We start from the raw sequence: 25,621 nt of genomic DNA, 5'->3' as shown, positions 1-25,621 counted from the left end.
TACCGACCCTTCTGCAGGGCCGTCGAGCAGGCTGAAACTTAGCGTGTCGCTGGCATCCACATCATTGGCCACAAGCTGACCGGAAACCGCACCACCATCTTCCACCGCGCTGATGCTGGTCGCTTCGGCTATGGGTGCATCATTGGTGCCGGTAACGGTGATGGTCACCGTCGCGGTATCCGTACCGCCATTGCCATCATCCACCTGATAGGTGAAGGTCACATCGCGACTTTCACCTTCTCCCAAATCCTGAAAACCATCAGCAGGGTCAAAGCTGTAACTGCCATCGGCATTGACCGTTACCGACCCTTCTGCAGGGCCATCAAGCAGGCTGAAACTTAGCGTGTCGCTGGCATCCACATCATTGGCCACAAGCTGGCCGGAAACCGCACCACCATCTTCCACCGCGCTGATGCTGGTCGCTTCGGCTATGGGCGCATCATTGGTGCCGGTAACGGTGATGGTCACCGTGGCGGTTGCAAAGCCGCCATTGCCGTCATCCACCTGATAGGTGAAGGTCACATCACGGCTTTCACCCACGGCCAGATCCTGAAAACCGTCGGCGGGATCAAAGACATAGCTGCCATCGGCATTGACCACGACAGACCCTTCTGCAGGGCCACTCACCAAACCATAGGTGAGAACATCGCCGTCAATATCAGTAGCCACAAGCTGGCCGGAAACCGGCCCGCCATCTTCCACAGCATCAAGCACGCCCGCCTGCGCCAACGGGTCTGAATTTCCATCCGCGGACAACGCAGTGGCAGCAGCTGCATCACCATCGCCGCCATTCACGAAGCCAACGTCATCATCTGCTGGTTGCGGGACGACACCGTCAGAATCTGCAAGAGACGCCGTGCCCGACTGACCGCTATTGGCGACCTGCCCCCTCTGCGCATCCTCGGCAACGGGGGTTGCCTGTTCTGCACGCAGCACATTCGATTGCGGCATCTCGGAACGAACAACAGGCTCGCTTTCCACAAGATCTCGCGGTCTGCTATCAACCGCTGGCCCTGCCCCCTCGCGCACAGCATCGCCAAAGTCGACACCCTCGCGGCGGGCGCCGGTGTGCACATTCTGGTTCGTAACTTCCTGCGCATCTGAAAAATTCGCACCCGATGGCGGCAAGGCGGCATTTGCGGCCTCTGCATCCGAAGGGCCATCCCGAAACAAAGCGGGATCCATCGAGGCTTCGCGAGCCGGATCAGCGGAAGTTTTGTTTTCAGCCATGATACAGTCTTTCAAACCATTGAGTGGACACGCCCGGCGCATTCAAATTCAAAAAGAACGCCCTCCCCAGAAACGACCCACGAAATCCTATCCACAGAATCATATATTACAAAATATAAAAAATCCCTAAAAATTTCCTTAACTATTTGAATTTACTATATTTTATAAAATTTAAATCAAATTTTCCCTATTTTCTTTTTAATTGATTTAAAGTCCCGATTCCGTTTAATGCCAATGGTATCAATTGGAAATTAACCAAGCTGCATTAGAAATTTTATGCGAAACATTCCGCACGAAAGATGATCACTTTTAAGCGTAGATGAAATAAGACGAACCATAAGGGCGATATATTCATCCAAGAATCTCAAGCGCCCAGAGCGCGGCGAAGGGGCGAGGAGCGCGAATGCACAAAATAAAGAATGCCGACACATTTTCAGAATCCGGCATCCATCAACAAGCAAATAGGTCTGAAGACATTGTGCAGCCGCTTCCCGCCGGGCAAGACGATCTTTTGCACCGGCTATGGCATCAATATGTTCCCATCTCCAATGGCGCCATTCTTGCCGCGTCTTTGGGGATCAACATCCTCGCCCTTGCTTTGCCGCTTTTGATCTTGCAGGTCTATAATCGCATTCTGCCTTATGAAGGCCTCTCGACTTTGGCGATGCTTTCCATCGGCGTTGCAATCGCACTTGTTTTGGATGTGCTCCTTAAAATCACCCGCGCCCGTTTATCTGGCTGGGCGGGCGCACAATATGAGCATCGGGCCGGATGTATCGCCATAAAAAGGCTGGCAACCGGAGATTTGGCCCATGTGGAAAGTACGCCATCGGGCATGCATCTGGATAGACTGTCCAGCATTGAATTGATCCGCGATTTTTATGCCAGCCAAGCCAGCCTCGTTTTGATCGACCTGCCATTTATCCTGTTGTTTCTGGGGATTTTGGCGCTCATCACCGGATGGTTGGTCCTGATCCCCATCATCATGCTTGGCATCGCAGGCTTTATGGCATGGAAGATTGGCAAAAGCCTTCAAGATCGGCTGGAAGATCGCCGGGAATGGGACCGCAGGCGCTATAGCTTCCTGATTGAGGTGCTGAGCGGGATTCATACGGTGAAAGCAATGGCCATGGAGGCGATGATGTTGCGCCGCTATGAGCGGCTGCTGGAATCCAATGCCTTTGCAAGTGCACAAGTCTCCCAGATTTCAGGGCATGCGCAAACGGTCGGCACCATCACCAGCCACCTGACCGTTGCCGCGGTTGTGGGGTTTGGCAGCCTGATGGTCATCAATGGCACGCTTAGCGTTGGGGCCTTGGCCGCCAGCACCTTGCTTGCCGGACGTACGGTTCAGCCCGCCCTGCGCGCTTTGGGACTCTGGTCGCGCTTTCAATCGGTGTCTTTGGCAGAAGACAATCTGCGCGACATTGATGCCATTCCTGCGGAAAGCCGCGGGCGCTTCAAAATGGACCGGTTTGCCTCGCTTGATCTGAAAAATCTGCACTTTCGCTATAGCCCCGACGACCCCGAGGTTTTGCGCAATATCAATTTAAGGCTGGAGCAAGGGCAGATCATCGGCATCACCGGCAAGAACGGTGTGGGCAAATCCACTTTACTCAATCTGGTAGCGGGTCAAATTGTTCCCACAAAGGGCACGGCTCTTTTGAATGGGCAACCGCCCCATGATTTTGATGCGGAAAGTGTGTTCAATCAGATTTCCTATATTCCGCAACGCCCGACCCTGTTCCACGGAACCATTCTAGACAATCTGACCATGTTCCGTTCGGATGAAGTGGACATTATGCAACGCGCCTTGGAATTGGCGGCCAAGCTGCATCTGGACGAAGTATTTGCCCGGCTTCCCAATGGATATGACACCGAAGTTGGTGACAGTTCAGCCGATCTGCTTCCCGCTGGCGTTGCACAGCGCATCACCATCGTCCGCGCCTTGATCAACCGCCCGTCCCTAATCCTGTTTGATGAATCCAATACCAGCCTTGATGGCTATAGCGACCGGGCCTTATGCGACCTGATGCGCAGCCTGAAAGGCTCCGTGTCTATGATTCTGGTCAGCTATCGCCCTTCCCTTCTGGCTTTGGCCGATCAAAGATTCAGCCTTGAAGACGGGCGCCTTAAACCGCTTGATTCTGCGGCCATGGCAACAAGCCAAGGAAAACTGTCCCGGACAAACGAAAATTCAGGCCATAGCCAACCGCCTGCATCCCCAAAGGGTCACCCATGACAGACGCACGCAACGCACCGGATGAGCTTCAAAAGCCCAGAAAGGCCGCTTTAAGCAGCCATGATGCCGATGCCTTGGCCTCCGCGATCCGGCACGGTTCTCTTGGCGATTTCACGGCACAATCGGGCTTTGCAGCTTGCCTGATGGCTTTGCTGGATGCCCGCGGCTGGCGCGGCACCCAACGTGAACTGAGTGAAGCCCTCCCCCATTTTGCTTCGGATCTGAGCCTGGCCAGCCTGCGCAATGTGCTGGCCACTCTTGGCTTTCGCACCGTAGAGCGCCCGGTCAAAGCCGGTGAAAGCCTTGATCCGCGTGTAATGCCGTGCCTGTTTATCAATGGCACGGGCGATCCAAGCGTTTTGACGCTGGATGATGAAGGGCATGTAAGCTCTTTTTCCGGTGATGAAAAAGCGTGGCGGACCCATTCGGGCATTTTGGAAGATGGTCTGGCCATTCTGATCGTTGAATTCGACGAGGATGCCGATCCAAGCCGCCCCGATGTCAAATGGACACGATCCATCTTGCGCCGTTTGCGCCCACGGATCTGGCGTCTTCTGGGCATGACCTTTCTGTTGAACCTGCTGGCATTGGTCGGCCCATTGTTCATCATGGCCATCTATGATCAGGTGATTGCATCGGGCTCCAGCCGCATTTTGCTGCCCCTTGCCATCGGGCTGATTTTGGCTGCGTTGATCGATCTGGGCACACGGGCTTTGCGCGGCAAAGCCATTGCCTATATCGCCGGACGGCTGGAATTCCTGATTTCCAGAAGCGTTTTTCGGCAAATATTGTCTCTTCCCATCTCACGCACCGAATCGGCCCCGTTAAGTGGCCAGATTTCGCGGATCCGAGAGTTCGACAATATGCGCGAGATGTTTGTCGGCACGCTGGTTTCTGTGCTTTTGGAACTGCCGTTCATCGTGCTGTTCATGCTGGTCATCGGGATGTTGGCCGGTTGGGTGGTGCTTATTCCCCTTGTTATGCTGGCACTGTTCGCGGTGCTTGGCATTTTCATCCTTCCCGATCTCAAACGGTCCATCGCCAAATCTTCCGCTCTGCGCTCCAAGCAATATCGCTTCCTTGTGGAATTTGTCACCAATCTGCGCACCATCCGGGAAGCGGGAGCCGCAGAAAAATGGGTCGAGCGATATCGTGAAATGTCGGCCGCCAACAGTCTGGCTCAATTTCGCAACGGACAGATTTCGTTTCTGCTGCAAACACTGGCGCAAACCATCATGGTCATGGCGGGTGGTGCCACCATCATTGCAGGCGTTCTGCGGGTTCTGGATGGCACCATGACCGCCGGTGGACTGATTGCGGTGATGGCCCTTGTGTGGCGGGTTCTGTCCCCGATCCAGAATTTATTTCTGACCATCACCCGCGCCGAACAGATCAAGATGTCGGTCGCGCATCTGGATAAATTGATGAAAATGAAGGGCGAACAGACCCGCAAACATTCCGGCGGTATTCTTCGCCAATGGTCAGGGGCCATTGATTTCACCCGCGTCAGTTTCCGCTATCAGGCCAATACGGACCCGGTCCTTCTAGGCGTTAATTTTCAAATTCGCCCCGGAGAGATGATCGCCATCATGGGGCCGAATGGGTCCGGGAAGTCTTCGATCCTGCGCCTGATTGCCGGGCTTTATGATTCTCAGGCCGGGCAAGTGAGTATTGATGGATTGGACGTGCGCCAGATCGACCCACAAGAATTGCGCCAGCAAATTGCCTATGTCCCCCAGCAATGCCACATCTTTCATGGCACCGTGGCGCAAAATTTGCGGTTTTCCAATCCGGTGGCCAGCGATGCGGATCTGGAAGAAGCCTGCCGGGAAGCCGGACTTTGGGATGATATTCTGCGGATGCCGGATGGGCTTGAAACCCGCTTTGGCGATCAAACCGTGTGGCAACTGAATGCAGGCTTTCGCCAGCGCCTGTCTTTGGCCCGCGGCTATTTGCGTGATGCGTCCATCGTTTTGCTGGATGAACCGGCACAAGCCCTTGATACGGCAGGGGATCTGGCCTTGATTGACGCCTTGCAAAAAATGCGTGGCGAGAAAACAGTTATCATGGTTTCGCACCGCCCAAGCCATATCCGGCTGGCGGATCGCGTGCTGCAATTGGAAAACGGTATGCTGGTCCAAGATGGGACGCCTGAGCAAATTTATGCCCGGATCGGAGAGAAAACCCTATGAGTAAATTGCCTGCAGCCTCTGAAAACGCCGATCACAAAGGCCGCCATAGCCTCCCTTCCTTGCGCTTCACCAAAGGCGAACGACAGGTCCTGAGCCGGTCTGTTTATCTAGAGGAAACAGGTCCGTCTTTGGGGATTTACGGCATTATTTTTGCCATCACCGGACTGATCGCGGTGTTCATCATTTGGTCGGCGCTCACCCGTCTGGATGAAACGGTTGCAGCGCGTGGCTCCATTTTACCTGCGAGTTTCGTGCAGCCGGTGCAACATCTTGAAGGCGGGATTGTTTCCTCCGTTGCCGTAAATGACGGTGATTATGTGGAAGCAGGCGATGAAATCGTCACCATGGACCACACCCTTGCCCGCTCTGACTACTTATCCTTGAAGGTTCGGGAAGCGTCTTTGGCATTGCAAATCGAACGGCTACGCGCATTTGCTTTGGGCAAAGCCCCTGATTTTTCGGTCTATGTCGGCGACTATCCCGATCTGGTTGCCGATCAGAAAGCCATCTATTCGGCGCAAGCAGAAGCCCGTGATGCACAAATCGCCATCATTGATTCCCAGATCATCGCACGCCAGCAAGAAGTCAACGGCCTGCGCGAGCATCTTATCATGCTGGAAAAGCAGCGCATTTTGCTGGCCGAAGAACTGGATATGCGCAAAACCCTTCTGGACAAGGGCCTCACCAATAAAGTCGTTTATCTGGATACCCAAAGGCGCAGCAATCAAGTGGAAGGCGAAATCGCCCGCACCCGCTCTGAAATTGCCCGCGCCGAAGCCGATGTTGCACAAGCGCAGGGAAGCCGGTTGGAAATTGAGGAACGATTGCGCGGTGATGCATTGGAACAACTTGGCCGGTTTTCCAATGATCAGGCAGAAATCAACGAACAGCTTACCCAATTGTCTGACCGTGTGGATCGTACCGTGGTACGCGCCCCTGTTGCCGGGCGCGTGGCGGGCTTGAGCGTGACCGGCCCCGGCGGGGTTTTACCGCCCGGCGCATTGATTGCAGAAATTGTTCCCGACAATAACGGCATCCTTGCCGAAGGACGCATCAGCCCCCGCGATATTGGCCATATCACCGTTGGTCAAACTGTTACTGTGAAAGTGGATACCTATGATTACACACGCTTTGGCGGTGTCACGGGGACAGTAAAATCGGTTTCGGCCACCAGCTTCAAAGACGAAGATGGCAATTTCTATTTCAAATGCCTGATCAGTCTCGACAAAAATTATGTGGGGAATGATCCCCGAAATAATGCAATCACCGCAGGTATGACACTGGTGGCGGATATCAAAACCGGTGAAAAAAGCCTTCTTGGATATCTATGGCGTCCGGTGCAGCAATCCCTTTCCGGAGCCTTCACCGAACGCTGAACAAACAATACGGGAAAAAGGATATGCGTGTCTTTTTCTTTGGGCCGCATATCCTCTTTTTTTACCCGATGGAAAAGAATCCGTCTCCCTTATGAAATCGCTTCAAACGACCCAAAAAATAAGACGAGAAGTCTTGGAAAAAGAAGAACAGTTATTTCTATATTTTCAAAAAATTTACACCATGTAATATAAAGACATAATATTACTTTTTCTAGACTAGTAACAAACAATCAGATAAATCACCGTCACACATTGGATAATTTTTCTAATTTCCGGACACTCTGTGTGATGAAACAAAAAATATTTTCAGCAGCGGCTGACACTTTAAAAGACTCCGAGCTCCGTCCTCTTTATGATTTGTGGGATAGCCGCCGCGGTGAACGCTTTTTACCCGACCGCAAAGATTTCCAATTCAGAGACTTTCAGCCCTGGTTTGGACGGATCGCCGTCGGCTCGATCCCGGCTTCCGGCCAGCATATCTGCTTTGACCTTGTCGGCACGGAAATCACCAAGTGGGACGGCCTGGATATGACAGGACAGATCTTTTCCTTTTCCCCCGGATCCCCCACGCTCCAACTGATTGTTGCCCCTTATCTTCATGCCTATAAAACGCAGAAACCAACAGTATCTGTCTCTTTCAAAAGCAACACACAGGGAGAATTGACACGATTGGTGTTGCCCTGCTCCCATGATGGTGTCTCGGTCAATAAACAGATCGTCGCCTTTTCATTGAACCCCGCCTTCAAGGCTCTTTTCAAGAAGGGCAGCCTGCTTGATTTGATGACACCGGGATAAAGCGTTCTTGCACCCAAGAGCATGTGCAGCCATGTTTTATCCATGAGACAGCCTCGAAAATCACTCGAAACCAGCCGAACCGCAAAAGCCGTGGATAGCCGCACGGCCATTGACCACTTTCTGAACACCATAGCAAAGCGGCCAACCAACGCCCCGCGCACCGGACGGCTGGCCTTTGCTTTGGATGCCACCATGAGCCGACAGCCCACATGGGACCGGGCCAGCCATATTCAAAGCGATATGTTTCTGGCCGCCCAGGACCTTGGCGGGCTTTTGGTGCAATTGATCTATTTTCGCGGATTTCGGGAATGTCGCGCCAGCGGCTGGACCGATAATGGTGCGGCCCTTGCCCGCAAGATGGCCAATGTAACCTGCCAAGGCGGTCTGACCCAGATCGGCCGTGTGCTAAAGCACGTACAAAAAGAACATCATAAAGCCCCCGTTCATGCGGCAATTTTCATTGGCGATGCCTGCGAGGAAAATGCCGATGAGTTGTGCCATTTGGCTTCAGAGCTTGGCATCCTCCATGTGCCTGTTTTTGTGTTCCAGGAAGGCAGCGATCCCACCGCCACCATCGCATTCAAGGAAATCGCACGGCTTTCGGGCGGTGCCTGGGCGCCCTTCGATATGAACAGTCCAGCGCAATTGCGCGACCTCTTAAAAGCCGTTGCCATTTATGCCACCGGCGGGCGGCAGGCCTTACAGGACCAATGTGAAAACACATCCGCCCGACAACGGCTTTTGGAACAATTGAAAGGACCGACGCCATGATCTGGCTAGGCGCAGGGGTTTTGAGCCTGATCCTTTTGCTTTTCGCATTGAACGCTGTTGCCCAGGCATCCAGACAGCAAATCGTCCGTTCCTTTATCGCTTTGTCCCTCGTTTTATTGGGGATTGCGGGCCTTTTGTTAGCCATCACCGGAAAACTGGCCCTGGCCTTTCCGCTTCTTGGCTCTGCCGGCGTTGGTCTGTTGAAATTACGCGCCCTTGCCCACTTGTTTTCGGCGCGCGCCTCATGGGATGCAACGGCAGCACCGTCCGGACGCACATCGCAAGTCCGCAGCCTGTGGCTTTTGATGGTGATGGACCATGACAGCGGCCATATGGAAGGCGAGATCCTAATGGGCCGGTTTGAAGGACGCCTGCTCAGCCAGCTGACATCCGAAGAATTGCTGGATTTGCACCAGGATATTGCGGGCCATGATGAAGACAGCCTGCGGTTGTTGGAGGCATGGCTTGATCGGGAATATGGCACGGATTGGCGCCGTGAGGCCCATCACACGGATAAACCGCAAGATCCCCCGAGCCCAGCCACCGGCATGAATGTAGAAGAAGCCCGTGCCATTCTGGGGGTGGATGAAAACGCCGATGCCGATGCCATCCACAAAGCCCATCGTTCATTGATGAAAAAGCTGCATCCCGATCAGGGCGGGAACACATATTTCGCGGCCAAGCTCAATCAGGCCAAAGATGTCCTTTTGAACGAAAGGCCATCCTGATCCACCCACAGACATATCCATGACCGCATGATGGCACCATCATGGTCGCATCTTGCAAACACTTCAGGCATAAATAGCACAAAGATATCGTGCCGATTTTAGGGGACCAAGGCCACATGGGGACACCGCATCACTTCGATCCAACGATTTTGCGTGAATATGACATACGCGGGATTGTCGATAAAACGCTGGGGGATGCGGATGCTTGCGCCCTTGGAAAGGCATACGGGACGCAATTGCGCCAAAAAGGCGGACGCCAAGTGGTCGTGGGATATGATGGACGTGAAAGCTCCCCCCGTTTGGCAAAAGCCCTGATCGACGGGCTGATCTCCACCGGCATATCCGTGCGCGCCATTGGCCTTGGCCCCACGCCGATGGTCTATTATGCGGTGCATGAACTGCAAGCCGATGGCGGTTTGATGATTACCGGCTCACATAATCCGCCAGATTATAACGGCATCAAAATGATGATGGGCAAAGCCCCTGTTTTCGGCGAACAGATCAAGGCGCTGGGCGCTCTGGCGGCGTCGGGCGATTTTGCACAAGGCGCGGGCACGCTTGAAACCGTTCCCGTTTTCGTTCGCTATGTCGACCGTTTGTTGCGCGATTTCACCGGAGCCCCCATGGCCGTGGCCTGGGACCCGGGCAATGGTGCCGCAGGCGATGCGGTAACGGCGCTGGTGAAGCGCCTTCCCGGTCGCCATATTGTCATCAATGCAGACATTGACGGACGCTTTCCCAATCACCATCCCGATCCAACGGTGGAAGAAAATCTTGAACAGCTCAAGCAGGTCGTTATCCGTGAAGGCATGGATCTGGGGCTTGCCTTTGATGGCGATGGTGACCGCATAGGGGCCGTTGACCGCACGGGCCATGTGGTGTGGGGCGATCAAATTCTGCTGATTTTGGCCCGCCACCTTCTAAAAGAGCACAAAGGCGCTACCATTATCGCCGACGTGAAAGCCAGCCAGGTGTTCTTCGATGGCGTGGTGCAAGCCGGTGGCAAAGCGGAAATGTGGAAAACCGGCCATTCCCTGATAAAATCCCGCATGGCGGAAACCGGCGCACCACTGGCCGGCGAAATGAGCGGCCATATTTTCTATAAAGATCGCTTTTATGGCCATGATGACGGGCTCTATGCGGCCATCCGCTTCCTGAATGCCATATCTGCTCAGGGTGGCGATTTGGCCCGCTTACGCCAAGAGATGCCGCATGTTCTGAACACTCCGGAATTGCGTTTCCCCTGCGCGGAAGACCGCAAAATTCCGGTGATCGAAGGGGTGCGCGACCGGCTGTCCCAATCTGGCGCGCAGGTGATCGATGTGGACGGGGTTCGGGTGCTAACGGAAGATGGATGGTGGCTTTTGCGAGCCTCCAATACGCAAGATGTTCTGGTTGCACGGGTGGAAGCCCGCGATGAAGCCGGCTTGACCCGGTTGAAAGACCTTTTGCGCGGGCAATTAAAACAGGCGGGGATCGAACCACCTGCCGATCTTTGAAAAACAAAAACCACAAAGCTTTGCCGACCCACCTTGAGCGCGTGTCATTTGCGCTGTGGCCCGATAAAACGCTGTCCCGGATATGTCACCGATTCGCCCCTTATTTTGGATATGGGAAAAAGCATAAGACGGCTGAATAGCAAGTTCATCAAGACTTCCAGCCGCTTATGCTGCACTGCAAAATAATTTTGACGAAAGCCCCGAAAACTCCCATAGTTCCCATGCACGGATGGGTCTGCGGATATAGCCGCATAGGGAGAATATCATGACAGCCAAGAACAGCCTGACACGCGAAAAGACCATATCGGCCTCCAATGCGGCCCCAAAGGCAAGCATGGCCAGCGCACCGAAATCGGCCAAAAGCAGCACAAAAACCAAGGCAAAGGGCGAAGCGCCAAAATCCGCTTCTGCATCAGCCAAGCCAAAACAAAATGCCCCTCAAAAAGAGGCACCAAAGCCGGTGAAGGCAAAAGCGGAAAAGCCCACAGCCCCCAAGGCGGACAAGCCAAAGAAAGCTGCGGCCAAAAGCACAAAGGCCACAAAAGCCTCAAGCGCCAAAACCGCCGCGAGCCCCGCCGCGCATAAACCGATCAATGAAGATGCCTCGGTAAAGGCTGCTGAAAAAGCCTATGCCGATGCCACATTGACGGCCAAGGCCCCTGCGGAAAAAATGCTGACCGATATGGAAAAGGCGGTGGATGCAACCGTGGAAGCCGCAACGGTGGAATTAAACGCCACAACCCAATTGAGCGAACGCGGAATTCAAGATGCCACCATGAATTTGGAAGCCTTGATGACCTTCCAGAAAGAAGCTCTGGACAGCCTTGTGGGCGCGACCGTTACCGCCGTTCAAAATATAGAAAATTTGTCCGATCAGATGTCGGACCTTGCCCAACAGCGCAGCGAAAAGCAGGCCTCCTTCTTTTCCGCCTTTTGCGAGGCAAAAGATCCTGTGTCCTTATGCAAAGTGCATGAAGCCTATGTGCGCGACAGCTATGACAGCATGATCGCGCAATATACCGCATCAACCGAAATCTGGATGCGTATGGGACGGGAATCGATGGACCCATTGAGCACGCAATTTGCGCGCATGGTGGATCATATGAAAGGCTTGTCGGGTCAATAAGCCCACGCCAGAAGCTTTCACCATAATTTTCAGCAATCCAAGCCCCCTTCCACCTTCATATGACAGGTGCGGAGGGGGGGGGTCTATAAAATTTCCAGCGAAAAAATACGCAGGAAACACTACATCGTTATACTGGCGTTAATCTTGTTTATGCACAATTGACCTTCTTCACCATGCTTCCCGAATAAGGGGGCAGCACGCTCTTTGAAGGCGTAAATCTTCCCTCGCACGGGGAAGTGCTGGCTGCTACCATAGCAGGACTGGTATTGTACGAATTGTACATTATGTGAAGTCAGGCAGGTGCCGATGCGTTTGGCAAACACGAGCGTAAAGACCATATCTATGTCCGAAAACGATAATGATCACGACGATCAAAGATCGCCATCGACCGGTCTGCTGACCAAAACACAGCCCAAGACCAAAAAGCCGTCGATGTACAAAGTGCTTATGTTGAATGATGATTTCACACCCATGGATTTCGTCATTCATGTTCTGAAGCGGTTTTTCCGCATGTCTTCGGAACAGGCAACACGGGTGATGCTACATGTGCATCAAAAGGGTGTGGGCGTTTGTGGGGTGTTTACCTATGAAATCGCCGAAACAAAGGCGAATCAAGTTGTGGACTATGCACAAAAACATCACCATCCTTTGCAATGCACCTTGGAGAAGGAATGAAATCAGTGAGACGATCGCCATAAGGCCGCAGAAACTGCCCACTCACGGCTTTTGAGAAAAGGACAATATCGTGCCGAGTTTTTCGCCCCATCTGGAACAAACGCTTCATCGCGCATTGGCCGAAGCCAATAAGCGCAGGCACGAATATGCGACATTGGAACATCTCCTGTTGGGATTGCTTGATGATTCCGATGCGGCCGCCGTTTTAAAGGCCTGCAATGTCGATGATGATGTGTTGCGCGTGAATTTAACCGGATATCTGGATAAGGAACTGGATAGCCTGAAGGTGGATGATGATGGCGTTGAAGCCACCCCCACCGCAGGCTTTCAACGGGTTGTCCAGCGCGCCATTTTGCATGTGCAAAGCTCGGGTCGTGAAGAAATGACCGGCGCCAATGTGCTTGTGGCCCTGTTTTCCGAACGGGAAAGCCATGCGGTTTATTTCTTGCAACAGCAAGACATGACCCGGCTTGATGCGGTGAGCTATATCAGCCACGGCATTGCCAAATCCCCCCAGCAATCCGAGCGTCGCCCCTTGCGCGGATCAAGCGATGATGAGCATGGGCACGACTCCGAACAAGCCGCACGGGCAGACACCAAAAAAGGGGATAGTGCGCTTGAAAACTACTGTGTCGATCTCAACCAGCGGGCCCGCGATGGCAAGATCGATCCGCTGATCGGTCGGCAAAGCGAAATTGATCGCACCATCCAGATCTTGTGCCGCCGTTCCAAGAACAATCCTTTGTTTGTGGGCGATCCCGGAGTCGGGAAAACCGCCATTGCCGAAGGTTTGGCACGGAAAATCGTTGAAGGCGATGTGCCCGAAGTGCTGCTGGACGCCACCATCTTTTCGCTGGATATGGGATCGTTGCTGGCCGGCACACGCTATCGCGGCGATTTTGAAGAACGCCTGAAAGCTGTGGTGAAAGAACTGGAAGAGCATGACGGGGCGATTTTGTTCATTGATGAAATCCACACCGTTATCGGTGCCGGTGCCACTTCTGGCGGGGCAATGGATGCGTCCAATCTTTTGAAGCCCGCCCTCGCCTCTGGTGCCATCCGCTGCATGGGCTCCACCACCTATAAAGAATTCCGCGGGCATTTTGAAAAAGACCGGGCGCTTTTGCGCAGATTCCAGAAAATCGATATTGCCGAGCCCACTTTGCCCGACACCATCAAGATCATGCAGGGCTTGAAGCCTTATTTCGAAAAGCATCATCGGGTGCGGTACACGGCCGATGCCATCAAGGCAGCGGTGGAGCTGTCGGCGCGTTATATCACCGACCGCAAATTGCCCGATAAGGCCATTGATGTGATCGACGAAACGGGGGCGGCGCAAATGCTGCTGCCCGTCTCCCGTCGGAAGAAAACCGTTGGCGTCAAGGATGTGGAAGCGGTTGTCGCCAAAATCGCCCGCATCCCGCCGAAATCCGTATCCAAAGACGATACCAAGGTGATGGCCAATATCGAACGCGATCTCAAACGTGTGGTCTTTGGGCAAAACAGGGCCATTGCGGCATTGGCCGCCAGCATCAAGCTGTCGCGGGCAGGCCTGCGTGAGCCCAACAAACCCATTGGCTCCTATCTGTTTTCCGGCCCCACCGGCGTTGGCAAAACCGAAGTGGCGCGCCAGCTTGCCCTGCTTCTAGGGGTGGAACTGACACGGTTCGATATGTCGGAATATATGGAACGGCACACAGTCTCGCGGCTGATCGGGGCGCCACCGGGCTATGTGGGCTTCGATCAAGGGGGCCTGCTCACCGATGCGGTGGATCAGCACCCCCATTCCGTTTTGCTGCTGGATGAAATCGAAAAGGCACATCCTGATCTCTTTAACCTGCTGTTGCAGGTGATGGATGCAGGCACGCTGACCGATCACAATGGCAAAAAGATCGACTTCCGCAATGTGATCCTGATCATGACCACCAATGCGGGAGCGACAGAGCTTGCCAAAAGCGCCATCGGCTTTGCGCGCGACAGCCGCGAAGGTGAAGATGAAGAAGCGATCAAGAAGCTGTTCACGCCAGAGTTCCGAAACCGGCTGGATGCCATTGTTCCCTTCGATTATCTGCCCACAGAGGTTGTGTCCCGGGTGGTTGAGAAGTTCATTCTGGAACTGGAAGTGCAGCTTGCCGAACGCGATGTGATGATTTCCGTCACCGACGGTGCCAAAAAATGGATGGCCGAAAAAGGCTATGACCGGAAATTTGGCGCACGGCCTTTAAGCCGGGTGATTCAGGAAAATGTCAAAAAGCCTTTGGCCGATGAACTGCTGTTCGGGCGCCTGCAAAAGGGCGGCGAAGTGGTGGTCCGGCTACGGGATGGCAAGATCGACTTTGAAATCACGCCCAATGTTGCACCTCCGGGGGGCAAGAAACGCAAGCCTAACCCCGCTCCGGTGGATTAGAGCCCTGGCTCTTGGTTGATATTCAGGCACGCAAAAAGCGAAAATTATTGCTTTGCCGCCTAATTTCCGCACATTTATTGTTATTATTAAAAACGCACCCCAAAAGGTGCGTTTTTTTTCGTGTTGTGCCAAGCATTTGGCCTAATATCGTAAAAACGGTGTTCATAAGAACGCGCAAAGGATCGTTGTTGGGCTTTTCAGTGGTTTTGATAGGCGCATATCAACGATAGGAACAGGGTATCGGAAGGGGAATCTGCATGAAAGCACGGGTACGCAAGGCCGTAATGCCTGTTGCAGGGCTTGGAACACGTTTTTTGCCTGCAACAAAAGCCATGCCAAAAGAAATGCTGCCAGTGGTGGACAAGCCCATCATCCAATATGCTGTGGAAGAAGCCTTTGCCGCCGGAATTGAAGAGGTGATCTTTATCACCGGCCGCGGCAAATATCTTTTGGAAGACCATTTCGACCATGCTTTCGAATTGGAAGCCACATTAACAGAGCGCGGCAAGGATGATGCGCTGAAAACAGTACGCTCCATCATCCCCAAGGCCGGGGGCGTCAGCTATACCCGCCAGCAAAAGCCTTTAGGGCTTGGCCATGCTGTATGGTGTGCCCGCAATCTGGTGGGTGATGAGCCCTTCGCCGTGCTTTTGCCCGATGATCTGGTAAAATCCGACGTGCCGTGCCTGCAGCAAATGATCACCGCTTATGAAAAGACCGGCGGAAATCTGGTTGCGGTGATGGATGTGCCCCGCGACCATACCAGCCGCTATGGCATTCTGGATGTGGGCGCTGTGGATGGCGCTCTGTCTGAAGTAAAAGGCCTGGTGGAAAAACCAAAACCGCAAGATGCCCCGTCCACCCTGTCGATCATCGGGCGTTATATTCTTCAACCGGATATTTTTGATGCCCTTGAACGCAAAGAACGCGGCGCCGGCGGTGAAATTCAACTGACCGATGCCATGGCCCGCCTGATCGGCCATCAACCTTTTCACGGCCTGCGTTTTGAAGGCACGCGCTATGATTGCGGCGACAAGCTGGGCTTTTTGAAGGCCACCATTTCTTTGGCGCTGGAACGAGAAGATCTGGGAAGCGATCTGGCAGATTATCTGAAATCACTAAGTTTATAAGGGAGTCGTTTCGTGCGTGTAACGATTGTGGGAACGGGATATGTGGGGCTTGTTTCAGGCGCCTGCTTTTCGGAATTCGGACATCATGTCACCTGTGTTGACGTGAATGATGACAAAATCAAAGCCCTCAAAGCCGGGGACATTCCTATTTTCGAACCCGGCCTTGATAGCTTGGTGGACCGCAATGTGAAAGCCGGGCGTTTGGATTTTTCCACCCGCCTTGCCGATAGCGTCGGGGCGTCTGACGCGGTGTTCATTGCCGTGGGCACACCGTCACGCCGGGGCGATGGCCATGCGGATCTCAGCTATGTGATGAAAGCGGCGGAAGAAGTTGCCAGCCTACTTTATGGCTATACGGTGGTGGTAACCAAATCCACGGTGCCCGTGGGGACCGGCGCAAAAATCGAAGAAATTCTGATGGAACATGCCCCCGACAAAGAATGGGATGTGGCATCCAACCCTGAATTTCTGCGCGAAGGCGCCGCCATCACCGATTTCATGCACCCGGATCGGGTGGTGGTGGGCACCACATCCGAACGCGCCCAGAATGTTATGAGAGAACTGTATCGGCCTTTGTTCCTGAATGAAACGCCGGTGATGTTTACCCGCCGCGAAAGCGCCGAACTGATCAAATATGCTGCCAATGCCTTTTTGGCCACCAAGATCAGCTTTATCAATGAAATGGCCGATCTGTGCGAACAATTGGGCGCGGATGTACAGGATGTGGCCAAGGGCATCGGCCTTGATAACCGCATCGGGAAAAAGTTCCTGCACGCTGGCCCCGGCTATGGCGGCAGTTGCTTCCCCAAAGATACGCTGGCTCTATTACGCACCGCCCAACAGGTGGACACACCTTTGCGCATTGTGCAGGCCACCGTGGATGCCAATGACAACCGGAAACGCGCCATGGCAGACCGTATCATCGCGGCTCTGGGCGGATCGGCCAAAGGCAAACGGGTGGCCATGTTGGGGCTCACCTTCAAGCCCAATACCGATGATATGCGCGACAGCCCCTCATTGGATATTGTGCCTGCCCTGCTGAAGGCGGGGGCAACCATCCACGCCTATGACCCTGAAGGCATGGCAGAAGCCAAGAAACTTCTTCCCGACATCACCTATTGCGACGGTGCCTATGAGTGCATGAATGGCGCGGATATTTTGGTGATCGTCACCGAATGGAACCAATTCCGTGCCTTGGACTTTGATCGCGCAGGCGACCTTTTGAAAAATCGTATTCTGGTGGATTTACGCAACATTTATGCACGGGGAGAGCCGCAGGCGAAAGGATTTGAATATTATGGCATCGGCCGCGGTGGTGCGGCCTCCTCTATCGCCGCTGCCTCTTTAACCGCAACCGATAGCTGATGGGAAAAATGGGGAATCTTTTTTAAAAAATTCCATCTTTCCCCTTGCGAGGCTGTCAATGCTTGGCTATACGGCAAGTCCCTCGCGGACGTGGCGGAACTGGTAGACGCGCAGCGTTGAGGTCGCTGTGGGGCTTATCCCCCGTGGAAGTTCGAGTCTTCTCGTCCGCACCAATGAAAGCCCGCAGGTGACCGCCTGCGGGCTTTCGTTTATCTTGGGATGTGAACGCAACCATTTTGCATAAGGAAGCGCCCAATGACCACGCCGGAAGATCGCGACGATCTGACGACATCGGATCGCGCCTCCAGCACTCCTGAAGATAATATGCAGGGCACCACCCCCGACGCTGGCCAGCAGGATCCGAATTACGGCATGGATATCCATCTCCAGCCGGATTTTGTCCGCGCCATCGTTGATGCGATCCAGGCTGACGACACAGACACAGCCCGCGCCCTTGTGGCGGATCTGCATGTGGCGGATATCGCCGATCTGTTCGAGGTTTTATCGTCCGAGGAGCGGCGCTCTTTGGCCCGGCTTGTGGCGGATGCGCTAGACCCCAATTTCCTTTCGGAACTGGAAGGCGCCGCGTTCGATGATGTGGTCAAGGTCATCTCACCCAGCATTATTGCCGATGCGGTCAAGCAGCTTGATACCGATGACGCGGTTTACATCCTTGAAGACCTGAACGCCGAATCGCAGCAAAAAGTGCTGCATGCTCTGACCCGTGAAGACCGAACAGCCCTGGAAGAAGGCCTCGCCTTCCCCGAGGACAGCGCCGGTCGCCTGATGCAACGCCATCTGGTGGCCGTACCGGAATTCTGGAGCATCGGTCAGACCATCGATTTTCTGCGCGCGCAGGAAGTTGACCAGTCTCCCAATGATTTTTATGAACTGATCGTTGTGGACCCTGCCTACCGGCCCATCGGTACCGTTCCCTTGTCGCGTGTTTTAAGCTGCAAACGCCCCATGCGGATCAAGGATGTGATGAATCCCGATCCGCATATCATGCATGTGACCACAGACCAGGAAGAAGTGGCCCGGCAATTTGCCAAATACCATCTGATTTCCGCAGGGGTGGTCAATGATTATGGCCGTCTGGTGGGGGTAATCACCGTTGATGATATTGTCGGCGTTATCGAGGACGAGGCACAGGAAGATATTCTGGCACTGGCCGGTGTGAGTGAAGGCGATGTGAACGTCTCCATCCGAGATGTCAGCCGAACGCGCTTTATCTGGCTATTTGTGAATATGGGCACGGCGGTGCTGGCCTCTCTGGTGATCGGCCTGTTCGATGCAACCCTTGAAGCCATGGTGGCGCTGGCGGTTTTGATGCCCATTGTCGCCTCTATGGGCGGCAATGCCGGTACCCAGACCATGGCCGTTGCCGTGCGTGCGCTGGCCACCAAAGAGCTTTCCCCCGCCAATGCCATGCGCATTGTGAACAAAGAACTGATCGTTGCCCTGATCAATGGCGTTGGCCTTGCCATTGTTGTGGCGATTGTCGGGATGATCTGGTTTGGCGATATATTATTATCCCTTGTCTTGGCCACAGCGATGATCATCAATATGGTGGTGGCAGGGCTATCGGGCATAATGGTCCCCATGATACTCGATAGGTTTGGCGTGGACCCGGCGGTCGCATCCAGCGTTTTTGTGACCACCATCACAGATGTGGTCGGGTTCTTCGCATTTTTAGGGCTGGCGGCGCTGGTTCTCGTTTAGGAAAGACGAACATATAATGAGCCGGAACCGCCGATTATGCAGTGACGTGAGGCGGATGTGACGATCCTGTTGATCGACGATGATCCGGCTATTGCCCGGCTTTACGGGGCCGCCATTCAAAAACGCGGATTTTCCGTAAAGCTCTGCTCTGGCGGGCGCGAGGCGCTGGAACTGGTGCGCGAGCGGCATCTGGCCTTGATCGTTTCCGATGTGGAAATGCCGGATATGAGCGGACATGCCATGGTCACGCACCTTTTGGAAAACGGTCTGCGCCCCTGCCCGATCCTGTTTTTATCCGCCAATGATACAGCACAGGACATGCTGCGCGGTCTGGAATGTGGCGGCGATGATTTTTTATTGAAGGGGGGCGATCTTGCCCATTTGATGGACCGGCTGGCTTTTTGGCTTATCTGCGGTTTTCGCGGCCTGCCCCGCACGGCCCGTCTTAACGCCATCAGCGCTTTGGAAAGCATGAGCCCCATCGAACCGGTGCTTGGCCAGATCAAAAACGATCCGGCCTTAATCGATCATGTTTTTGAACGTCTGCACCGGGAGATTCAATCCATGCCGCAAGATTACGGTACGCGCCTGATCCACCGAATCGAGATCATGGGGCGGGTCGCCCATCTGTTGGAAGAAAGCAGCGAAAGCCCGTCACAATGGGTGCGCTTTCCTGATGCCTTGCATCAGATCTTCCGGAAATTACGCGCGCCCTGGGCCGCAGATATTGGCATTTTGTGCAGGTATTATGATGTCTTGTGCCAAGATCCACGCTTCATTCATGCGGGGGAAACCGGGTTGGGAACCACATCCGCCACGCAAGAGCATTAACCGATCTGCACATTATCCAGCAGCCGGGTTTTTCCCAGAACAGCCACCGCCAACAACTGCACCGGAGCCGCTAAATCCTCAGCCGTTTCAAGGCTTTCGGCATTACAAAAGCGCACATAATCCACCCGGTCGAACCCTTTGGCGAGCAAAGCCTTTTCGCCTTCCTGTTCAAGAACACGCAAATCCTCGCCCGCCATGGCACGGCGGCGCAAGTCCGCCAGCACCAGATTCAACTGTCCGGCAATGCGGCGTTGTTCTGTATTCAAATAGACATTGCGCGAAGACGCGGCCAGACCATCGGGCTCGCGGATGATGGGACCTGCCACAATCTCCACAGGCAGATCCAGATCGATCACAAGACGGCGCAGCACCGCAAATTGCTGGAAGTCCTTTTCCCCGAAGATGGCGCAATCGCACTGCGATTGCATCAGCAGCTTCATCACCACTGTGGCCACGCCATCGAAATGCCCGGGCCGCACATCCCCTTCCAGACCTTCGCTCAGGCCTTTCACATGAATATTGGTGCGAAAACCTTGCGGATACATAACCTTCACATCAGGCAGATAGGCAAGATCGGCCCCCACGGTTTCAAGGGCAGCCAGATCCTGTGCCTCACGCCGGGGATAGGCGGAGAAATCTTCATTGGGGCCGAATTGCGCGGGATTGACGAAGATCGACACGATCACCCGGTCAACATGATCGGCCAGACGGTCAATCAGCGACAAATGCCCATGGTGCAGCGCTCCCATGGTTGGCACCAACCCGACACGAAGACCTTGCCCGTGCCAAGCCGCCACATGCGCCCGAAGATCGGCCACCGTGCGCACCACAGCGGTGGTCCCTTGCGGGGCCCCTGACTTTGCCGGTGCTTTTACCTGTGTGGTCATCCTTTATCCTCGTACGCTAAACTATAAAGCCAGCCCTTTTACCGCAGTGCAGCATGATCGGCAAGCGCGAGTGATTGCCCGCCCTCTCGCTGATCTTGTGCATTGGGTAAAACAGCCAAGACCGGGCCCAAGCCACATCGATCAAGCCGTTCCTTCATCCTTGAAGGCCTGCAAAAGCCTTTGCCGCTCTTGCGGCAAGGGCCGAGCATGGCTTTCTCGGACCAAACGCTCAAGGAAAAAACCCGTCAAGAACAATCCATCGCTCACCGCTTTTGCCGTTATCGGGCCGGTTTGTTGCCCCGTCAGAAATGCGGGCAAGGGCAACAGCCGGTCATGATAGGGTTTTCCCGCCTTCGCGCTTACCGCCCGTCCGGATTTGGGCGACACATAAACAAGATCGTCCAAAACACCCGTCGCGGCACAGGCCTTGAGATCAAGGCCATAGCCCAGATCGGCCAACAACCCCACTTCCAGCCGCACCAAAGCCGGGCCCCAATCCACGGACTCCATCGTCTCGTCAGACAAGAGATCAAAAAACGCCGTCGCGGCTTCATAGACCGCCGGATGCGCTTCCCGTTCCGGCAAGCATGCGGCCAATGTGGCACAGACAGACACCAGCGCCGATAAACGGCGCGGCTCTCCCAATAATGCACCGGCGCGGCCTTGGCGCAGTTCAATGGTGGCAGCGCCAAGCTGGCTTTCAAGGCGGGCGCGCCAGTGAGCCTCCACTTCATTGCCCGGTTGCAAAATGCCGGACAAGCGCCGCCCTTTTCCGCCGCGCACCAAACCGCGCCACCGGCCCCGGCTCGCGGTCAGCAAATCGACGATGGCATGGTGTTCCCCATGCCGGCCGGCGGACAGGATCAAGCTCGGTTCGGTCCATTCCATAAGAAAAGGCGATCAATAGCCGCAAAGGATGAAAAGATCAGTCTACGTAATTAAGGCCCATTGCCAGATAATGTTCGCGGTCTTCCGCCCAGCGTTCGGTTACCCGCACAAACAAGAACAGATGCACCCTTTGGCCCATCATGGTTTCCATATCCAGCCGCGCAGTTTCACCAATGGCTTTCAATGTCTGTCCGCCCTTGCCGATCACGATACCCTTATGGCCATCCCGCGACACATGGATCACCTGATGAATCTCGATGGACCCGTCCTTGCGGCCTTCCCATTTTTCCGTCTCGACGGTGATGCCATAAGGCAGTTCCTGATGAAGCCGTAAAAAAATCTTTTCGCGGGTGATTTCCGCCGCCAAAACACGGGTGGTGATATCGGTGATCTGATCTTCGGGATAAAGCCACGGGCTTTTGGGCAAATTCTTTGCCAGATGCGTTTTCAGATCCTGCACGCCATCCCCCGTAAGGGCAGAGATCATGAAAATCTCGGCGGCCACGCCTGCAGCATCCACCGCTTGCGCCAAGGCCAACAGCCGGTCGCGCTTGACGCTATCCACTTTATTAAGCGCCACGATCACCTTACGGCCCGCTTCTGAAAGCCCATCAATGATCTTTTGTTCATCGGCACGGATACCCTTGGCGGCATCAATCAGGAAAACCACCTGATCCGCATCTTGCGCACCTTCCCACGCTGCAGCCACCATCGCCCGGTCCAGCCTGCGCTTGGGCGCAAAAATACCCGGCGTATCCACAAACACAAGCTGGCTTTGGCCTTCAATGGCAATGCCGGTCAGCCGCGTCCGCGTGGTTTGCACTTTATGGCTGACAATGGCAATTTTTTGCCCCACCAAGGCATTCAAAAGTGTCGATTTCCCCGCATTGGGCGCACCGATCAAGGCGATAAAGCCACAGGTGGTTTCTGCACCTTGGGTCACATTTTGCATCAGATATCTCTTTCAGGTGCCAATTTTTCCAATAAATGTGTCGCGGCTTGCTGCTCTGCCTGCCGTTTCGATGGTCCATGGGCCCGCGCGGTCCCCGCCTCCTTCACCGACACTTCTATCTCGAATTTCGGGTTATGGTCAGGCCCGGTGCGGCCAACCAGTTGATAACAGGGAAGCGGTAAGCCACGCCCTTGCGCCCATTCTTGCAAGGCCGTTTTTGCATCCCGATAAGCCTGCGGCCCATTCTTCATGGATGCCGACCAATGGGTTTTAATGAAATGCTGGGCAGGAGCCAGCCCGCCATCCAGATAGATCGCCCCGATCACCGCTTCGCATATATCGGCCAAAACGCCGGGGGCTTCATGGGTGCCTTCCGCCTGCGCCCCGGCTTCCAGCCTGATAAAGGGTGCAAGACCAAGCGCCAGCGCGATATGGGCAAGTGTTTCTTTCCGCACAAGCGCTGTGAACCGGCGGTTGAGCTTTCCTTCCGCTTCATCGGGATAGGTTTCATATAGCCAATGGGAAATCACCAGCCCAAGAACCCTGTCTCCCAGAAATTCCAGCCTTTGATAATTGGGCGCCCCCCCCAAAGAGGGATGGGTCAGGGCCGCAGCCAAAAGATCTGGCTGATCAAAGCCATATCCCAACAGGTCTTGTGCCCGGCGAAGGCTGTCCTCGTCCAAAATCGTCATCGGGTAGGATCACTTATAAAAAAGAGAAAAAGCGCTTATACCGCATGGATTGGAACCAGAACCACGGTTCCCAGATATGGGCGCCCCCATCGGTGGCGAAGAAAATCATCTCGGCGCGGCCCACCAGATTTTCCGCCGGAACATAGCCCACACCGGTGGATTGCGGGCGGCGGCTATCAAGGGAATTGTCGCGGTTATCGCCCATCATGAAATAATGGCCCGCAGGCACAACGAACATGCGCGTATTATCACTGGGCCCTGCCGGATTGAGATCCAGCGTATTGTAGCTCACCGCATTGGGTAAGGTTTCACGATATTGCGGATAGCGGCAATAATCCTTGCCATCTTCAGCCGTTTCTAAAAACGGAGCCGAACAGATGGTGTTTTCGGACACCTCCACAACGAAATCTTCAATACGCTGCCGCTCGACAGCCTGATCATTGATAAACAGATGGCCATCGCGCATCTGAATATGATCACCGGGCAATCCGATCACCCGTTTGATATAATCGGTTTTATTATCGCGGGGCAGTTTGAACACCGCCACATCGCCGCGCTTGGGAGCCCGGTCCAGAATACGGCCGGAAAACAGATCGGGGCTGGTGATGATGGAATGGTGCGAATAGCCATAAGGATATTTGGAAACAAACAGATAATCACCAACCATCAAGGTGGGCAACATGGATTCCGACGGGATATTGAACGGCTCGAACAAAAAGGTGCGCACGCCCAGCACAATCACCGCTACCGACAGAACGAAGCGCACCAGCTCCTTGATTTGACGTCCCAATCCCACTGGCTCACCCGCCTCTTTTTTTGCCGCATATGACGCGTCTGATCCTGTGACTTTCGTCCTGATTTCGCCATCATTCATATTGGGGCCTTTCCATGAGCGGGCATCAAGCCGAGCAAAGGGAGGAATGTCAAGTCAGCGGCTTCATCATCGCGGCATATTCTAAAGGAATAGCGCTGATTAACACAATGGCTTGCGCCCATGGATCATCATCCGTGATGGTCAGGTCCAGCCGCGCCACAAAGCCGGTCGGCGTGATGCTTTCCAGATGCCGGGCCGCCCCACCGGTTAACGCGATGGTGGGTTTGCCGCCGGGTAAATTAACCACCCCCAGATCGCGCATATAAACGCCTTTGTTAAACCCCGTCCCCAACGCCTTGGCGCAGGCCTCTTTGGCTGCAAAGCGCTTGGCATAGCTGGCAGCGCGATTGGCACGGCGTTCGGATTTCTCGATTTCGATATCCGTATAGACCCGATTGATGAAGCGCTCGCCCCAACGCTCCAACGACCGTTCGATGCGGCGGATATCGATCATATCATTGCCCATTCCCAGAACAATCATGAGGCCGCGCCACTTTGTACCATCACTTTTTGCCTGCGGGCCTGATCCATAAGCATACGCATACGGCCCAGCGATGCTTCCAGCCCGACAAAAATGGCCTCGCCGATCAGATAATGGCCGATATTCAGTTCCTCGATCTCGGCAATGGCCGCCACCGGCGTCACATTATCGTAAGTCAGGCCGTGCCCCGCATGCATTTCAAGCCCCAGAGCCGCTCCGTGTTTGGCCGCAGATTTCAAGCCGTCCAAAATAGCCAGCTGTTCAGCACCCGTGGCATTGGCATAAGCGCCCGTATGCAGTTCCACCGCATGGGCACCCAATCTTTGGGCCGCATCCAGTTGCCGTTTTGCGGCATCGAGAAACAAGCTCACGCGGCACCCTGCATCGGCCAGGGCCCCAACGATCGGGACCAAAGCATCAAAACCCGCAACCGCATCCAGTCCACCCTCGGTGGTGAGCTCTTCGCGGCGTTCCGGCACAATACAAATGGCAAAGGGCTTATGGCGCAAAGCAATCGCCAACATATCGCGGGTGGCCGCCATTTCCATATTCAAAGGCGCAGGGCTTTCCACCATCAACCGCTCGATATCACGGTCGGTAATATGGCGGCGATCCTCCCGCAGATGGGCGGTGATCTGGTCGGCGCCACACGCCGCCGCCAACATGGCCGCACGCACCGGATCGGGATGGCGGCCACCCCGCGCATTGCGCACGGTCGCCACATGATCGATATTCACACCCAATCGCAAATGCTTCAC

Annotated in this window: 22 protein-coding genes and 1 tRNA gene; 15 read left to right on the top strand and 8 right to left on the bottom strand. The window is 54.5% G+C overall.

Annotated elements, in window-relative coordinates; translation table 11 throughout:
• On the bottom strand, positions 1-1,230 hold a 1,230-nt coding region (locus IEX96_RS00545), incomplete at its 3' end, for an Ig-like domain-containing protein (protein WP_188873302.1).
• Positions 1,231-1,633: 403 nt separating this feature from the next.
• Between IEX96_RS00545 and IEX96_RS00540 the strand changes: the two genes are divergently transcribed.
• The 15 genes from IEX96_RS00540 (at position 1,634) to IEX96_RS00470 (ending at position 20,089) form a co-directional block, all read left to right on the top strand.
• Positions 1,634-3,472 carry a peptidase domain-containing ABC transporter gene (locus IEX96_RS00540; RefSeq protein ID WP_188873301.1) on the top strand — a complete coding sequence of 613 codons (1,839 nt, stop codon included), beginning with the start codon at positions 1,634-1,636 and terminating at the stop codon, positions 3,470-3,472.
• Entirely contained in the window at positions 3,469-5,664 is a 2,196-nt protein-coding gene (locus IEX96_RS00535) for a peptidase domain-containing ABC transporter (RefSeq protein WP_188873300.1), read from the top strand. Before IEX96_RS00540 ends, IEX96_RS00535 begins: the two co-directional genes overlap by 4 nt.
• A complete protein-coding gene (locus IEX96_RS00530) occupies positions 5,661-7,040 on the top strand; it encodes an HlyD family type I secretion periplasmic adaptor subunit (protein ID WP_150004610.1) in 1,380 nt (459 codons plus the stop codon). The genes IEX96_RS00535 and IEX96_RS00530 overlap by 4 nt, the downstream gene beginning before the upstream one ends.
• Before the next feature lie 288 nt (positions 7,041-7,328).
• Positions 7,329-7,835 (top strand): PAS domain-containing protein, encoded by a 507-nt coding sequence (locus IEX96_RS00525; protein WP_150004609.1) that lies wholly within the window; start codon positions 7,329-7,331, stop codon positions 7,833-7,835.
• Between the two features lie 42 nt (positions 7,836-7,877).
• A complete protein-coding gene (locus IEX96_RS00520; protein ID WP_188873299.1) occupies positions 7,878-8,606 on the top strand; it encodes a vWA domain-containing protein in 729 nt (242 codons plus the stop codon).
• Complete coding sequence (locus tag IEX96_RS00515; RefSeq protein WP_150004608.1) at positions 8,603-9,334, top strand: DnaJ domain-containing protein; 732 nt, start codon at positions 8,603-8,605, stop codon at positions 9,332-9,334. The genes IEX96_RS00520 and IEX96_RS00515 overlap by 4 nt, the downstream gene beginning before the upstream one ends.
• Before the next feature lie 116 nt (positions 9,335-9,450).
• Positions 9,451-10,833 (top strand): phosphoglucomutase/phosphomannomutase PgmG, encoded by a 1,383-nt coding sequence (gene pgmG, locus IEX96_RS00510; RefSeq protein ID WP_188873298.1) that lies wholly within the window; start codon positions 9,451-9,453, stop codon positions 10,831-10,833.
• A 265-nt stretch (positions 10,834-11,098) separates the two neighbouring features.
• Entirely contained in the window at positions 11,099-11,959 is an 861-nt protein-coding gene (locus tag IEX96_RS00505) for a phasin family protein (RefSeq protein WP_150004607.1), read from the top strand.
• 342 nt (positions 11,960-12,301) lie between these two features.
• Positions 12,302-12,634, top strand: a complete 333-nt coding sequence (gene clpS / locus IEX96_RS00500) for an ATP-dependent Clp protease adapter ClpS (protein ID WP_150001058.1) — start codon at positions 12,302-12,304, stop codon at positions 12,632-12,634.
• Between the two features lie 70 nt (positions 12,635-12,704).
• Complete coding sequence (clpA, locus tag IEX96_RS00495; RefSeq protein ID WP_150004606.1) at positions 12,705-15,041, top strand: ATP-dependent Clp protease ATP-binding subunit ClpA; 2,337 nt, start codon at positions 12,705-12,707, stop codon at positions 15,039-15,041.
• 257 nt (positions 15,042-15,298) lie between these two features.
• Positions 15,299-16,171, top strand: coding sequence for a UTP--glucose-1-phosphate uridylyltransferase GalU (gene galU / locus IEX96_RS00490; protein ID WP_188873297.1), 873 nt, complete (start codon positions 15,299-15,301; stop codon positions 16,169-16,171).
• A 12-nt stretch (positions 16,172-16,183) separates the two neighbouring features.
• Complete coding sequence (locus IEX96_RS00485) at positions 16,184-17,536, top strand: UDP-glucose dehydrogenase family protein (protein ID WP_188873296.1); 1,353 nt, start codon at positions 16,184-16,186, stop codon at positions 17,534-17,536.
• Positions 17,537-17,620: 84 nt separating this feature from the next.
• Positions 17,621-17,709 (top strand) — tRNA-Leu (locus tag IEX96_RS00480).
• 82 nt (positions 17,710-17,791) lie between these two features.
• Positions 17,792-19,258: a magnesium transporter gene (gene mgtE / locus IEX96_RS00475; RefSeq protein WP_229773430.1), complete on the top strand. Its 1,467-nt coding sequence runs from the start codon at positions 17,792-17,794 to the stop codon at positions 19,256-19,258.
• Positions 19,259-19,315: 57 nt separating this feature from the next.
• Complete coding sequence (locus tag IEX96_RS00470) at positions 19,316-20,089, top strand: response regulator (protein WP_188873295.1); 774 nt, start codon at positions 19,316-19,318, stop codon at positions 20,087-20,089.
• On the opposite strand, the gene panC is transcribed toward IEX96_RS00470, so the two are convergent.
• From panC to IEX96_RS00435, 7 genes are all read right to left on the bottom strand, one after another.
• Positions 20,086-20,976 (bottom strand): pantoate--beta-alanine ligase, encoded by an 891-nt coding sequence (gene panC / locus IEX96_RS00465; RefSeq protein ID WP_150004604.1) that lies wholly within the window; start codon positions 20,974-20,976, stop codon positions 20,086-20,088. The two genes, IEX96_RS00470 and panC, sit on opposite strands and share 4 nt — an antisense overlap.
• A gap of 141 nt (positions 20,977-21,117) precedes the next feature.
• Positions 21,118-21,864: a DNA repair protein RecO gene (gene recO / locus IEX96_RS00460; protein WP_150004603.1), complete on the bottom strand. Its 747-nt coding sequence runs from the start codon at positions 21,862-21,864 to the stop codon at positions 21,118-21,120.
• 37 nt (positions 21,865-21,901) lie between these two features.
• Entirely contained in the window at positions 21,902-22,816 is a 915-nt protein-coding gene (era, locus tag IEX96_RS00455; RefSeq protein ID WP_150004602.1) for a GTPase Era, read from the bottom strand.
• Positions 22,816-23,508 carry a ribonuclease III gene (gene rnc / locus IEX96_RS00450; RefSeq protein WP_150004601.1) on the bottom strand — a complete coding sequence of 231 codons (693 nt, stop codon included), beginning with the start codon at positions 23,506-23,508 and terminating at the stop codon, positions 22,816-22,818. The genes era and rnc overlap by 1 nt, the downstream gene beginning before the upstream one ends.
• 13 nt (positions 23,509-23,521) lie before the next feature.
• Entirely contained in the window at positions 23,522-24,304 is a 783-nt protein-coding gene (lepB, locus tag IEX96_RS00445) for a signal peptidase I (protein ID WP_229773428.1), read from the bottom strand.
• A gap of 127 nt (positions 24,305-24,431) precedes the next feature.
• Positions 24,432-24,860, bottom strand: coding sequence for a holo-ACP synthase (gene acpS / locus IEX96_RS00440; protein WP_150004807.1), 429 nt, complete (start codon positions 24,858-24,860; stop codon positions 24,432-24,434).
• Complete coding sequence (locus IEX96_RS00435) at positions 24,860-25,621, bottom strand: pyridoxine 5'-phosphate synthase (RefSeq protein WP_188873294.1); 762 nt, start codon at positions 25,619-25,621, stop codon at positions 24,860-24,862. Before IEX96_RS00435 ends, acpS begins: the two co-directional genes overlap by 1 nt.

The organism is Iodidimonas muriae (assembly GCF_014647255.1).
Taxonomy (GTDB): Bacteria; Pseudomonadota; Alphaproteobacteria; order Sphingomonadales; family Rhodothalassiaceae; genus Iodidimonas; species Iodidimonas muriae.
Note: the sequence above shows the minus strand (reverse complement) of the source record. Positions and strands in the feature narration are given on the sequence as shown.